The sequence below is a fragment of the Flavobacterium sp. genome (genome assembly GCF_041392085.1).
Classification (GTDB): domain Bacteria; phylum Bacteroidota; class Bacteroidia; order Flavobacteriales; family Flavobacteriaceae; genus Flavobacterium.
Window position 1 is genome coordinate 111,756 of the sequence record NZ_JAWKMW010000004.1, and the last position, 13,977, is coordinate 125,732.

Consider the following 13,977-nt stretch of genomic DNA (forward strand, 5'->3'; position numbering starts at 1 on the left):
CAACTTATTCGCCAAGACAAGCTCTATGATGGATGAAATTGTAAAAATTATAAACGATATTAAAAACGGAAACATCAAACCTATTTATTTTTTAATGGGTGAAGAACCGTATTATATTGATAAATTAACGGAATATATTGAAGATAATGTATTGTCGGAAGAGGAGAAAGGATTTAACCAAATGGTGCTGTACGGACGTGATGCAACCGTGGAAGACATTGTAGGAAATGCCAAACGCTATCCCATGATGGCCGACCGACAAGTGGTGATTGTGAAAGAAGCACAAGAACTTTCCAGAACCATTGATAAATTGGAAAGTTATGCCGAAAATCCTCAACCCACAACGGTTTTGGTGATTGCATACAAATATAAAACGTTGGATAAACGTAAAAAATTAACCAAAACCATTGAAAAAAACGGACTCCTTTTTGAGAGTAAAAAGTTATATGAAAATCAAGTCGCCGCTTGGATTTTCAGAGTGTTAAAGCCAAAGGACTATTCCATTGAACCGAAAGCTGCCGCGATGTTGGTCGAGTTTTTAGGAACCGATTTGAGTCGTATCAGCAATGAATTAGACAAACTACAAATCATTTTACCCAAAGGCACGGTAATTAATCCGAATCATATTGAGACGAATATCGGGTTTAGCAAAGATTTTAATCAGTTTGAGTTCCGAAAAGCCATTGGTGACCGCAACGAATTACAATCCTACCGAATTGCTCAACATTTTTCGCAAAACAAAAAAGAGTATCCGATGGTATTGACTGTTGGAATGGTATTTAGTTTTTTCTCCGCTTTGTTACAATACCATGGGTTAAAAGACAAATCACCCGGAAATGTTTCAAAAGTGATAAAAGTGAATCCCTACTTTTTGAAAGATTATGATGTCGCTTTGAAAAATTATCCCATGAAAAAAGTCAGTGCCATCGTAGCCAAACTCCGCGAAATTGATGTGAAAAGCAAAGGAGTAGGAGCCAATCAACTCAACGATGAAGATTTATACAAAGAGTTGCTGACTACCATTTTTGCAAAATAAAAAACCACCATTAGGGGGAGATTGATGGTTGATATATTATTTTTTAGAAATTAGAACTTCACATTCACTGTTTTCGTTTCCCCATTGCGTTTAAACGTAACCGGTAGTTCATCACCGGAATTGATTTTTGATAAACAGTTCATGTAGCCATAAACTTCTTTAATCTCACAATCGCCAATTTTTAGAATCACATCTCCGCCTTGTATTCCTGCTAATTGAGCTGGTCTGTTATCCGTTACACCATCTACATGTAATCCGTCTCCGTGGTCGGTATAATCCGGCATGATGCCTAATGTGACTTTGTATTTTGGTGCGGTTTTAGGAGCATCTGTTTTGGTGGGAACAAATTCTACTTTATCTAAGGCTGCAATTTCGTTACACACTCTAAAAACATAATCGGTAATGTTGCGGACTCCATAATAATTGATTTTTTCTTCATCATCTGATGGTTTGTGGTAATCGGAATGGGTTCCCGTAAAGAAAAACAAAACCGGAATATTTTTCAAATAAAAGGAAGTATGATCCGAGGGTCCCATACCACTTTCGTCCAACGTTACGGCAAATCCGGCCGGTTTATTTCGTTCCACAATTGATTTAAAGTTGGGATTGGTTCCAATTCCACCTACCGTCAAGTTTTTCATTTCATTCAAGCGACCAATCATGTCCAAATTAATCATGCTGATAATATTCGGATGATTGTTTTTCAACACATTGGCCAATTGTTTTGAACCGATTAGTCCGTCTTCTTCACCAGAGAAAAAGGCAAATAAATAATTTACTTTTTCAGTCGATTTATTTTTAGAATACATGCGAGCCAATTCTAAAACAGCTGCCACACCTGAAGCATTGTCATCCGCACCATTGTGAATTTCTCCCTTTGAATTGGGTTTAGAAGAATGGTTGTGCTCATTCAATCCCAAATGATCATAATGTGCTCCAATCAAGATGGTTTTAGTCGCTTTGTTGTCTAAAAAGCCAACCACATTCTTTCCTGAATTTTGTTTAATTTGCGTCGAATCGTGCGGATTTAAACGTACTTTATAGTCAAATTTTTGAATGTAATTTTTTCCGTCATAGGGCTTCAAGCCTAAACTTTTTAGTTCTTTTACCAAATAATTAGCCGCCAATTCTTCACCTTTAGAACCGGTTAATCGCCCTTGTAATTCATCTGATGCCAAATAGGAAATGTGTTTTTTCAACGATTTGGGTTGCGTCAATTCCGCCTCGTCATGATCTACCCAATCTGCAATAAACACATTGGTTTCTCTCGGTTTCGATTGCATTCGATTACTCGAAAAAACCAATTTTTTTCCATCGGGTGAAAACATCGGAAAGGCATTAAATTCACTTTCCCACGTAATTTGACGTAAATTTTCACCATTGATATCAATCATATACAATTGAAAATCATATCCTCTTGTTGAATGATGGTTAGAAGAAAAAATAATTTTTTGGTCTGACGGATGAAAATAAGGAGCCCAATTGGCTTTTCCTAAGTTGGTAATTTGCTTTAAATCAGACCCGTCAATATTACAAGTATAAATTTCCATTTCCGAAGGAGCAACCAAATTTTGACTCAATAAATCTTTGTATTCTTTGATTTCTTCTTCTGTTTTAGGGCGGGAAGAACGAAATACAATTTTCTTGCTGTCATGTGAAAAGAAACAACCTCCGTCATAACCTAAACCAAAAGTGATTTGTTTTAAATTAGAACCATCAATATCCATGGTGTAAATTTCTAAGTCACCACTTCTAATGCTGGTAAACGCAATTTTTTTTCCGTCAGGTGAAACTACCGCTTCAGCATCATAACCGGGAGAATCAGTTAATTTTTTGGTGATGTTTCCATTTAAATCGGCAATGTAAATATCAAATTCAGGATAAATCGCCCAAAGGTATTTTCCATCGGTCGATTTAGGAGGAGCAGGACAAGCATGATTATCAGCATGTGTAGAAGCATATAAAAGATGCTTTCCATCCGGCATATAATAAGAGCAAGTGGTTCTTCCTTTTCCGGTAGAAATCAATTTTAAACTTTTTTCATTGAATTCTTTTTCCTGTAAATCCAGCATAAAAATTTGATCACACGGAACACCAAACGCTTTATTAGTCACTTGAAGGGTTAATTTTTTTCCATCCGGACTAAAATAAGCTTCCGCATTATCGCCACCAAAAGTAAGTTGTTTGATATTTTTTAAGTGACGCTCTTGAGCCGTAGCAAAAACAAAGGTTAGCAATAAAAATAAAAGGCTTGATTTAAATTTGAACATGATTAATATTAATTTAAAGTTGCAAATATATTAAATCAATACGGCTGGATAAATTATTACCAACAGTTTATGATTTGTTTACAATCATTTTTGATTTTTTATTATAACATTATTAACGATATTTGTAATTCCAAAAACTAATAACTGAATTATGGGAATGAATAAAAATACAGTCTTAGCGTGGGCCACCTTTATCATGATTTTAATGGGATTAATTTTAATCGGATTGGGAATTTACCGCTATGCAGATGTTGCCGGTTGGGGATTTGCAGCCGTAGGAATCGGTTTTTTTGCCATTGCTTGGGTGTTTAATGCTTTGAAAGGAAGAGTATAACTTTATTAAAAAACTAAAAATGTCAGACGATAAAAAAGTAATATTTTCGATGTCACGAGTGAGTAAAACTTACTCCAGCACGAACAAACAAGTTTTAAAAGATATTTATTTGAGCTTTTTTTATGGAGCTAAAATTGGTATTTTAGGTTTAAACGGTTCCGGAAAATCATCTTTGCTTAAAATTATTGCCGGTGTAGATAAAAATTACCAGGGTGATGTTGTTTTTGCTCCCGGATATAAAGTAGGTTACCTCGAACAAGAGCCACAATTAGACGAAACCAAAACTGTAATTGAAATTGTTCGCGAAGGTGCTGCAGAAATTTTTGCCCTTTTAGAAGAATTTAACAAAATCAATGATATGTTCGGTTTACCGGAAGTCTATGAGGATGCCGATAAAATGCAAAAATTGATGGACCGTCAGGCTGAATTGCAAGATAAAATTGATGCCGTTGGAGCGTGGGAAATTGATAATAAATTAGAAGTAGCGATGGATGCACTTCGTACACCGGATTCAGATACACCGATCAAAGTATTGTCCGGTGGTGAAAAAAGACGTGTGGCTTTATGTCGATTATTGTTGCAACAACCGGATGTTTTATTATTAGATGAGCCAACCAACCACTTGGATGCGGAGTCAGTTTTGTGGTTAGAGCAACACTTACAACAATATCCGGGAACGGTAATTGCCGTTACACACGATCGTTATTTCTTAGATAATGTGGCCGGATGGATTTTAGAGTTGGATAGAGGAGAAGGTATTCCATGGAAAGGAAATTACTCTTCTTGGTTAGACCAAAAATCAAAACGTTTAGAATTAGAGGAAAAAGTAGCTTCCAAACGCAGAAAAACATTAGAACGTGAGTTAGAATGGGTGCGTCAAGGTGCAAAAGGACGTCAAACGAAACAAAAAGCCCGTTTACAGAATTACGATAAACTTTTGAATGAAGACCAAAAAGCATTGGATGAAAAATTAGAATTATATATTCCAAACGGACCGCGTTTAGGAACAAATGTAATTGAAGCAAAAGGGGTTGCTAAAGCGTATGGAGACAAATTGTTGTATGAAGATTTGAATTTCACCCTCCCACAAGCGGGAATTGTGGGTATTATTGGTCCGAATGGTGCCGGAAAAACCACTATTTTCAAAATGATTATGGGTGAAGAAAAGCCGGACAAAGGAACGTTTTCGATAGGTGAAACCGTAAAAATAGCTTATGTGGATCAATCCCATTCCAATATTAATCCGGAAAAATCCATTTGGGAAAACTTTTGTGATGGTCAGGAATTGATTATGATGGGCGGAAGACAAGTCAATTCAAGAGCTTATTTAAGTAGATTTAATTTTGGTGGAAGCGATCAAAATAAAAAAGTAGCTACACTTTCGGGTGGAGAACGTAACCGCTTACATTTAGCCATTACCTTAAAAGAAGAAGGAAACGTGTTGTTACTCGATGAGCCAACCAATGATTTAGATGTAAACACTTTGCGAGCATTAGAAGAAGGTTTGGAAAATTTTGCGGGATGTGCAGTGATTATATCACACGACAGATGGTTTTTAGACAGGGTTTGCACGCATATTTTGGCCTTTGAAGGTGATTCGCAAGTATATTTCTTTGAAGGTAGTTTCTCTGAATACGAAGAAAACAAACGCAAACGTTTAGGAGGTGATTTAACCCCAAAACGAATTAAGTATAAAAAACTGGTAAGAAACTAAAAGTAAAAAAATCCTGAGAAATCAGGATTTTTTTACATTATTTTAAATTATATTTGATAAAATATCTTTACGAATGTCCCGAAAATTCAGTTTCCTACTGCTGTGTTTACTTCTGCCTTTATCCATTTTTTCTCAAGCAACAAAAGCAACCCGAGAAGATGTTTTGAATATGTTGACTACATCGGACAGTTTACATTTTAAAACAAAATATAAACAATCACTTTTACTTTCTAACGAAGCTTTACGTTTAGCAAGTCAATTAAAAAACGATAACCTCATTGCTTTAGCTTATAATTCAATAGCAGGAACTTACGAAGAGATTTTGGAAGAAGACAAGGCTCTTGATTTTTATAATAAAGCTATTTTTTTTTCTGAAAAAGCAAAAAACGATACACTTAAAACATGGTTTTATAATAACATAGGAAATATATACTTGTATCGTAAAAGCAATATAGACAATGGGATAGCTTATTATATTAAATCATTAACATATTCGAATCGCTTAAAAGATACTGCCTCGACTGTCCTCACAAAAATAAATCTTTCATGGGCTTATTTTCAGAAGAAAAATTATACAAAAGCAATAGAAAACTTAAATTTTGCTGAAAAATATATTGATTATATCCGATATCCCGATACCGAAACCTACTTGAATTTGTTGTTGGGTATGAAGTTTAGTTATCTAAAAGACAATACAAAAGCCAAAATACATTTTCAAAAAGCAATTGAAATTAGTTCAAACAATCAATTAGATTCCTATTTATCGGATAGTTACGAACAATATGCAAATCATTTATTTCAAATAGGCGACTATAAAAATGCTTACTTAACCTTGGATAATCATGAAGAGGTGAAAGACAGGGTATTTCGATCCGAAAATATTAAAAATATAGGATTAGTCGGTTTAAAAATCGAATTAGACGAATCTAAAAAAGAAATTGAAAAGATAAAAAGTGAAAGAAAACTTCAAGCTGATAGTTTAAAAAAAACAAAAATTATTGTAACGCTTATATTAATATTCTTACTACTGATGATGTTTCTCCTCTATATTTTATACCGAAATAATATCTTCAGAAGAAAAATTAATGACTATTTAGAATCCAAGAATGAAGAATTAAATTTAGCTAAAGAAAAAGCTGAAGAAGCTTCTAAATTAAAAACTCAATTTATTTCAACTATAAGTCATGAATTACGTACACCCTTGTATGGAGTAGTTGGCATAACAAATATGCTTTCTGATGAGCACAAAGAATTAGCTCACAGTCCACACCTAAGTTCTTTAAAATTTTCTGCTCGCTATCTGCTATCGTTAGTAAATGACTTGCTTCAAATCAATAAAATTGAAGAAAACAAAGTAGTTTTGGAGAATGTTATTATGAATATAGCAGACGAAATCAAAATGGTGTCTAATTCTCTTTCTTTTATAGCAACCCGAAACAATAACACTATCCTAATACAAATTGACCCTACTATTCCTGAGTTTCTCGTGGGAGATAAAATCAGATTGTCTCAAATCATAATGAATTTAGTTAGTAATGCCTTAAAATTTACCCAAGATGGTGAAGTAAAAATAGTCGCAAACCTAACCAAAAAGGTAGATCAAACTTGCTATGTTAAGTTTGAAGTAATTGATACCGGAATGGGTATTGCCGAAAAAGATTTAGGTAAAATATTTGACAAGTTTGTGCAAATTGATCGTAAAGAAGACGACTACCAAGGTGCAGGTTTAGGATTATCTATTGTTAAAAAATTAGTTAAGTTGTTTGATAGTGAAATTTTTGTAAAAAGTGAGGAAGGTAAAGGTACAGCATTTGAATTTACCATTGGCTTTGATTCAGATAGTTCTAAAGTAAGTGAAATAATCAATAATATACCGGTTGATTTATCCAATAATCAAATTTACAAGGTTCTTGTTGTTGAAGACAACAAAATTAACCAAATGGTAACTAGAAAAATATTGGAAAAAAACAACTTCAAGTTCCTAATTGTGGACGATGGTTACGCAGCAATTGAGGCGTTGGGTAAAGAACATTTTGATGTCGTGTTAATGGATATTAATATGCCTCTGATTAACGGTTTTGAAACAACTCGTTTAATCCGAAAAAAGGGAAATACTACTCCAATAATTGCTTTAACTGCTTTTGCCAAAGATGAAATTACAGACGAAGCTTTTGAGGTTGGTATGAATGACGTATTAATAAAACCTTTTGAACCTTCAAAATTGCTTCAATGTATTGAACAAATAATGAGAAGCAATCATTAATACCAACGCTTTTTATTTTTTTTAGAAGCGTCTGATTTTCTGGAAGTATTCTTCTTTTTTGTATTACGATAATCTTTTTTTGTTGGTTCTTCTGATTTAGTTACTTCAGTTGTTGTCCATGGATACGGATGATCTTTGATGGTTTTCACATTCACTTTGACCAACTTTTGAATGTCTTTCCAATATACTTCTTCATCTTTTCCACAAAAAGAAATTGAAATTCCACCATTTCCGGCTCTACCGGTTCTGCCGATTCGGTGAACATAAGTTTCCGGAATATTTGGCAAATCAAAATTTAACACAAATGGTAAACTTTCAATGTCAATTCCACGAGCAGCGATATCAGTGGCTACCAAAACCGAAATTTCATTCTTTTTAAATGCTTCTAAAACACGTTGACGAGCCGACTGTGATTTATCTCCGTGAATGGCTTCAGCATTAACACCATTTTTCTTTAAAGCTTTGACCACATTGTCAGCACCGTGTTTAGTTCGGCAGAAAACCAATAATTGTTTTAAACCTTCATTTCGAATCAAATGATATAGTAGTTTTCGTTTGTCTTCTTTGTTGACAAAGTAAATGCGTTGCTCCACCGTTTCAGCTGTTGAAGAAATTGGTGTCACAGATACATATTTTGGATCGGTTAAAAAACTATCCGCTAATTCCCGAATGGCTATTGGCATTGTGGCAGAAAACAGTAATGTTTGACGATTATCAGGCGTTAGCTTGATAATTTTTTTAACATCATTAATAAAACCCATATCTAACATTTGATCGGCTTCATCCAAAACCAACGTATGTAAATGATTTAAATCAATAAAACCTTGTTTGTGCAAATCCAACAAACGACCCGGTGTAACAATCAAAACATCAACCCCTTTTTTCAATTGATCTACTTGAGGAACTTGGCTAACACCACCAAAAATTGTTAATTGTCTAATGTTGGTGTATTTTCCATACGTTTCAAAACTTTCACCAATTTGAATTGCCAATTCACGAGTAGGTGTAACCACTAAAGTCCTGATGTATTTTCTTTTTTGAGCAGAACCCACAATTCGGTGTAATGTATTCAGAATAGGAATAGCAAAAGCGGCTGTTTTTCCCGTTCCGGTTTGAGCACAACCTACCAAATCATTTCCTTCTAAAATAATTGGAATGGCTTGTTGTTGAATTGGAGTAGGGGTTGTATAGCCTTCATCAGACAAGGCATGTTGTATATTGGAAAGAAGATGTAAATCCTGAAAAGTCATAAGTTTTTATTTGCGACAAAGATAGGTCAATTTTTTTTGTCTCAAATAATGTTTAAATTGAACTTACTCCTCCAATACGGCCTTTGCCTTCATAAAATCCGTAATCAAATAACCTATTAATTTTCCAATTAATTGAGGGTTTTTATCCTCTGCTAAATCAGGAGCTCCCTCACAAATATGTAAATACGTAGAATGAAAATGTTTTCCAAAATGATGAACAAATTGACGTACTTGCTCTATTGAAAACCCCGTTGGTGTCATGGCACTACTAGCTATATTTGGTAGAGAATCTAAATCAATTTCAATTCCGAACGGTTCATTTTTGATAAAAGTTAATGCCTGATTTAATTCTTGTTCAAAGTTCTTTACTTTTCGTATAGCAATTTCATCATAGGTGTTAAAACGTACGCGATCTTCTAAGTCTTTCAATCGCAGCAGTACATTTTTAGATGTATAACTTTCGTGTAAACCGTAAATAAAATACTTTTTTAAAAATCCTTCGTCAAAGGCATACGAAAAACCATTACCACTATGACGCCCTTCTAAGATTCTAAAATCAGAATGGGCATCAAAGTTAACTACGTTAATTGGTTTGCTTTTTGCTAAAGCAGTTCCTTTTATATTACCATAGGCATTGTTATGTCCGCCTCCTATTATAATCGGAATTTTTCCGGCTTTAACAATAGTAAAAATAATATGAGAAACCTCTTTGTCTATTTTTTCAACCAAAGTTGAGAATGTCTTACGGTCATTAACATTATGAAAATCTAATTTTTCAGCTAACTGCATTTCATTTTTTACATCCAAAGAACCAAGTACTAAAAGTTGGCTCCCTTTACAAAAACGATTGTGCTGAATATTGGCTATACTTTTAATTGCTGATTGCCATGCCGAAGCTGCTCCGGGACGACCAAAATTGGCACGTACACCAATATCTTCAGGAATACCAAACAGCACAAATTTAGCTTTGCAATTTGCGATAAACTGAATAGGGTCTCCCTCTTTTGGGACCGTTAACATTTTTTCGCCAAATTTTATTTCACCGCTTCTGTGATTGGTGATTTTTCCTAATTCTATCGAAGTAAACGGAACCAGATTCTCCATATAAAAATAATTGCAATCAAAAATACTATTTTTATGCAAAATAACGTTATGCATATGCAAAACGAATCTAAAATAAAATTAACTTTGCCTAAAAATCAACTAATCTTATGGAAAATCAAAACAACAATTCAAAATTAAAAGCGATAATTTTGGTATTATCTCTTTTGCTCTTAGCCAGTTTGGGCTACATGTTTAAAATGAGTTCCGATGCTAAGAAAGTAGAAACCGAATTATCATCTGTAACCACAGAAAAAGAAACTGCTTTAGCAGAATTAGCTCAATTAAAAACTACTTACGATGCTGCTATTGCCGAAAACACGTCGATGTCTGAGGAGTTAATAGCGGAACGCGACAAAGTTGTCAAGTTAATGGAAGAGTTAAAGAAAGCAAAAGTGGATGCCGGTACATTAGCTAGTTATAAAAAACAAATTGCTAACTTACAGTCCAAAATGAATGATTTGATTCAAGAAAATGAGAATTTGAAAAAGATGAATCAAGATTTAACTACCGAAATTGACAGCACCAAAACAATTTTAGTGGAAGCTCAACAATACAACCAAGTACTGTCAGGTCAAAATGAAGAATTATCAAAAACCGTTGAAAAAGCCTCTAAATTATCCATCTTAAACTTAAAAACAGGAGCTTACAAAGTTAAAAGTTCCGGTAAAGAAGTGGCCACTGAGCGAGCAAGACGAGCAGATATCTTAAAAGTAAGTTTTACGATTGCTGAAAATAAAGTAGCTAAATCAGGTGATAAATCGTATTACATTCAAGTAATTGACAGTAAAAACAATGTATTGGGTGAGAAAAAACTAATCGAATTTGGTGATCAGTCATTAACCTACAGTTTTATCTCTACTGTTCAATATGAAAACAACACCGTCAATGTTTCTGAAAACCTTCCGGGTGAAAACTTTGAAAAAGGCACTTACTATGTAAATATTTTTGACAAAGGTGAATTGGTTGGAAAAACCAGTTTCACTTTGAAATAAGAATTAATTAAATAGAATAGAAAAAGGAGCAATGTAATGTTGCTCCTTTTTTATGCTATGATTTTTCCATCTATAAAAACATTCTCAATCAAATTACTTCCAAATTCATACGGCAATTGATAAAACGAATGAATGGGTTTAGTGATGATAATGTTGGCTTTTTTACCTTTGGTGATGCTTCCGTACGTTTCTGAAATTCCCATCGCATAGGCACCATTTATTGTTGCTGCATTAATAGCTTCTTCGGGAGTCATTTTCATTTTAATACAAGCGGTAGCAACAACAAAATTCATATTTCCTGAAGGTGTTGTACCCGGATTATAATCAGTAGCTAAAGCCAATGGCAAACCAGCTTCTATCATTTTTCGAGCGGGTGTGTATGGAATGCTGATGAAATAACTGCAAGAAGGCAAAGCGACTGGCATCGTTTGTGTATTTTTAAGCACTTCGATATCTTCATCAGTTACAATTTCTAAATGATCAACCGACAAAGCATTGTGTTTTACACATGTGGCAATTCCGTTTATAGCTGTGAATTGATTGACATGAATTTTGGCTTGTAAACCGTATTTTTTACCGGCTTCTATAATTCGTTCAGTTTCTTCTACAGAAAAATAGCCGGTTTCAAGAAAAGCATCAATGTAATCGGCTAAGTTTTCTTTAGCAATTTTAGGTAACATTTCATTAATAATTAAATCAATATAACCTGAATGGTTTTCTTTGAATTCTTTCGGAAATGCATGAGCACCCAAAAACGTAGCTTTTATTTTAATAGGATAGTTTTCTGCTAATCGTCGGATTACCCGTAGCATTTTAATTTCGCCGTCTACGGTTAAACCATAACCGGATTTAATTTCGATGGCTCCGGTACCTAATTTCATGATTTCTTCTAAACGCACTTTTGATTGTTCGTAAATCTCATTTTCACTCGTTTCATTCAGTTTTTGAGCTGAATTTAAAATGCCACCACCACGATTGGCAATCTCTTCATAACTTAATCCATTAATTCTATCTACAAATTCCTGTACTCGATTGCCGGCATATACCAGATGAGTATGGCTGTCGCACCAAGTTGGTAAAACTACTTTTCCATTTGCGTCAATCATCCGAGCATCGGGTAGAGAAGGGCATTCACTCATCAAACCATAATCGACTATTAAATCATTTTCAATCAACAAAAAAGCATCTTTTAATAAAGGTAAATTAGCCATTTCGGTACCGGAAACTTTCTGAATTCCATTTTCCCTAATTTGAATAAGTTCTTTAATGTTGACAATGAGTATCTGCATGAGAAAAATATTTTCTGTAAAAATAGAATGAAAAAATTAATTCTCTTAAATTTATAAAAAATATAACTGTGAAACGACTAAAATATAAAAAGGGAAGAAAAGTACAACCCAACCATTTTGAATATACCGGGCAACATAATGATCAGCCAATTGAAATGCAATTGTTTGTGTACAATTCTGAATCCTATACTGAAACCAAAAACCTAGACTTAGATAAAGTTGAAATAGATGAATTATTGGCTTCAGAAGATGTTAAATGGCTCAATATTCATGGTCTACATAATGGAGAACTTATTAAGCGAATTGTTGAGACTATCGGTGTTGATGGTTATATCGCCGGTGATATTTTAAATGTAGCCAAACGAACAAGAATGGAAGAACTTCAAAATGCTTTGTTTTTTAGTATCAAATCCATTTTGCCTGAAAAAGACACCAGTGTACGCGTAGAACAAATTAGTTTTCTATTGAAAGATAATTTGATTATTTCATTTCAGGAAAAAAGAGGTGATTTTTTCACACATATAAGAGAACGAATAAAAACCAACACTGGCTTAGTCTGCAAAAAACGAAATGATTTCTTGCTGTATCTGATGTTGGATGCTGTAATGGAGAACTTTTATATAACCATAGAAAAATATGAAGATCATATCGAACTGCTTCAAATTGAAGCAAAGGTGAATGAGAGTCAGGATGTTTTGGTTAGAATTGAAAAATGCAGTGAAGATTTAAATTATTTAAAACGCTCGATTATTCCGTTGAAAGATTCACTTTTCAACTTAAAATCGATGCAGGATGATGATGATTTTAATGGCATTGAAAAATCAAATTATTCATTTTTTTCACGATTGCACCAAAAAAGTTTAGAGTTATTAGATCAAGTTGACTACGACATCAATACGTTGGATAGTGCCTCTAATTTTTATTTTTCTGCTCAAAGTCATCGGATGAATGAAATCATGAAAACACTAACAGTGGTGTCCGTCATTTTTATTCCACTAACTTTTATTGTGGGTGTTTATGGTATGAATTTTGAAAACATACCAGAATTAAAAGCTCCCAACGGATATTTTATCACAATGGGAGTTATGTTTATTTTAGTTTTAGGAATGATGTATTATTTTAAACGAAAAAAATGGTTCTAATTGACTGTAAAAGTGTAAAATCCGTTTACGGTATTTACTGCTGTTGTGGCAATGGTTAAAAAAGTTGAACGATTGGCACTTTCAGAAATAATGTCAAAATTTGAACCGTTAAATCCGCTAAAAAAGCCAATACGGTATTGTCCAGGTTCTGTTAAAACCAACCCTCCTCTAAACTCATAAGATTCATTACTATTGTTATAAAGAGCAATACCTGTAATATAATTACCAATAGTCATTTCGCCTTTATTTTCAATAAAATTATTGCCTACGGAGACATTTTCCCATTCACCGTCTACTTGTTTTTCCAAACGGTATAAAAAACTAAATGTTTGTGAATTGGTAGTTCTATAAACATCTAAAAGTGTAGTTTGATTAGGCTCCGACAAATACCTTGAAAATGAATTTGTATTTAACCATAGTATATCATTCACCTCATAATTTGACTCTGTTTCAATAGTAACCAAACCGGGAATAGTAGTGTAAACTGCATTGTAAAATTCTTCATCTTCCTTACTACAAGATAAGGAAAGAATAACTAATGCGAACAAAAATGTATAGTGTAATGCTTTCATAAACAAACTGT

Annotated in this window: 11 protein-coding genes; 6 read left to right on the forward strand and 5 right to left on the reverse strand. The window is 33.7% G+C overall.

What is annotated here, in order from left to right; genetic code table 11:
• Positions 1-28 precede the first annotated feature (28 nt).
• A complete protein-coding gene (gene holA, locus R2782_RS00535) occupies positions 29-1,036 on the forward strand; it encodes a DNA polymerase III subunit delta (protein WP_371266580.1) in 1,008 nt (335 codons plus the stop codon).
• 50 nt (positions 1,037-1,086) lie between these two features.
• On the opposite strand, the gene R2782_RS00540 is transcribed toward holA, so the two are convergent.
• A complete protein-coding gene (locus R2782_RS00540; RefSeq protein WP_371266093.1) occupies positions 1,087-3,306 on the reverse strand; it encodes a M20/M25/M40 family metallo-hydrolase in 2,220 nt (739 codons plus the stop codon).
• 151 nt (positions 3,307-3,457) lie between these two features.
• Between R2782_RS00540 and R2782_RS00545 the strand changes: the two genes are divergently transcribed.
• From R2782_RS00545 to R2782_RS00555, 3 genes are all read left to right on the forward strand, one after another.
• A complete protein-coding gene (locus R2782_RS00545) occupies positions 3,458-3,640 on the forward strand; it encodes a CAL67264 family membrane protein (RefSeq protein WP_371266094.1) in 183 nt (60 codons plus the stop codon).
• 19 nt (positions 3,641-3,659) lie between these two features.
• The gene (gene ettA / locus R2782_RS00550) at positions 3,660-5,354 is read left to right on the forward strand and encodes an energy-dependent translational throttle protein EttA (RefSeq protein ID WP_371266095.1); all 1,695 of its coding nucleotides are present in this window, start codon (positions 3,660-3,662) and stop codon (positions 5,352-5,354) included.
• Between the two features lie 73 nt (positions 5,355-5,427).
• Complete coding sequence (locus tag R2782_RS00555; protein ID WP_371266096.1) at positions 5,428-7,617, forward strand: response regulator; 2,190 nt, start codon at positions 5,428-5,430, stop codon at positions 7,615-7,617.
• Here the strand turns inward: R2782_RS00555 and R2782_RS00560 are convergent.
• Positions 7,614-8,867, reverse strand: coding sequence for a DEAD/DEAH box helicase (locus R2782_RS00560; RefSeq protein WP_371266098.1), 1,254 nt, complete (start codon positions 8,865-8,867; stop codon positions 7,614-7,616). The two genes, R2782_RS00555 and R2782_RS00560, sit on opposite strands and share 4 nt — an antisense overlap.
• A gap of 63 nt (positions 8,868-8,930) precedes the next feature.
• On the reverse strand, positions 8,931-9,971 hold the full coding sequence (locus R2782_RS00565) for a formimidoylglutamase (RefSeq protein WP_371266099.1): 1,041 nt from the start codon (positions 9,969-9,971) through the stop codon (positions 8,931-8,933).
• A gap of 107 nt (positions 9,972-10,078) precedes the next feature.
• Between R2782_RS00565 and R2782_RS00570 the strand changes: the two genes are divergently transcribed.
• Positions 10,079-10,963 (forward strand): hypothetical protein, encoded by an 885-nt coding sequence (locus tag R2782_RS00570; RefSeq protein ID WP_371266100.1) that lies wholly within the window; start codon positions 10,079-10,081, stop codon positions 10,961-10,963.
• A 50-nt stretch (positions 10,964-11,013) separates the two neighbouring features.
• Here the strand turns inward: R2782_RS00570 and hutI are convergent, their stop codons facing one another.
• Positions 11,014-12,252: an imidazolonepropionase gene (gene hutI / locus R2782_RS00575; RefSeq protein WP_371266101.1), complete on the reverse strand. Its 1,239-nt coding sequence runs from the start codon at positions 12,250-12,252 to the stop codon at positions 11,014-11,016.
• Between the two features lie 68 nt (positions 12,253-12,320).
• Here hutI and corA point away from each other — a divergent pair, with 68 nt between their 5' ends.
• The gene (gene corA, locus R2782_RS00580; RefSeq protein ID WP_371266102.1) at positions 12,321-13,394 is read left to right on the forward strand and encodes a magnesium/cobalt transporter CorA; all 1,074 of its coding nucleotides are present in this window, start codon (positions 12,321-12,323) and stop codon (positions 13,392-13,394) included.
• On the opposite strand, the gene R2782_RS00585 is transcribed toward corA, so the two are convergent.
• On the reverse strand, positions 13,391-13,966 hold the full coding sequence (locus R2782_RS00585) for a hypothetical protein (protein ID WP_371266103.1): 576 nt from the start codon (positions 13,964-13,966) through the stop codon (positions 13,391-13,393). The two genes, corA and R2782_RS00585, sit on opposite strands and share 4 nt — an antisense overlap.
• Positions 13,967-13,977: the final 11 nt, after the last annotated feature.

What these genes read in the sequence shown, in the direction of transcription:
- holA (WP_371266580.1), top strand. Translation starts at nt 29, where the DNA reads ATGGATGAAATTGTAAAAATTATAAACGATATTAAAAACGGAAACATC.
- R2782_RS00540 (WP_371266093.1), bottom strand. Translation starts at nt 3,306, where the DNA reads ATGTTCAAATTTAAATCAAGCCTTTTATTTTTATTGCTAACCTTTGTT.
- R2782_RS00545 (WP_371266094.1), top strand. Translation starts at nt 3,458, where the DNA reads ATGGGAATGAATAAAAATACAGTCTTAGCGTGGGCCACCTTTATCATG.
- ettA (WP_371266095.1), top strand. Translation starts at nt 3,660, where the DNA reads ATGTCAGACGATAAAAAAGTAATATTTTCGATGTCACGAGTGAGTAAA.
- R2782_RS00555 (WP_371266096.1), top strand. Translation starts at nt 5,428, where the DNA reads ATGTCCCGAAAATTCAGTTTCCTACTGCTGTGTTTACTTCTGCCTTTA.
- R2782_RS00560 (WP_371266098.1), bottom strand. Translation starts at nt 8,867, where the DNA reads ATGACTTTTCAGGATTTACATCTTCTTTCCAATATACAACATGCCTTG.
- R2782_RS00565 (WP_371266099.1), bottom strand. Translation starts at nt 9,971, where the DNA reads ATGGAGAATCTGGTTCCGTTTACTTCGATAGAATTAGGAAAAATCACC.
- R2782_RS00570 (WP_371266100.1), top strand. Translation starts at nt 10,079, where the DNA reads ATGGAAAATCAAAACAACAATTCAAAATTAAAAGCGATAATTTTGGTA.
- hutI (WP_371266101.1), bottom strand. Translation starts at nt 12,252, where the DNA reads ATGCAGATACTCATTGTCAACATTAAAGAACTTATTCAAATTAGGGAA.
- R2782_RS00585 (WP_371266103.1), bottom strand. Translation starts at nt 13,966, where the DNA reads ATGAAAGCATTACACTATACATTTTTGTTCGCATTAGTTATTCTTTCC.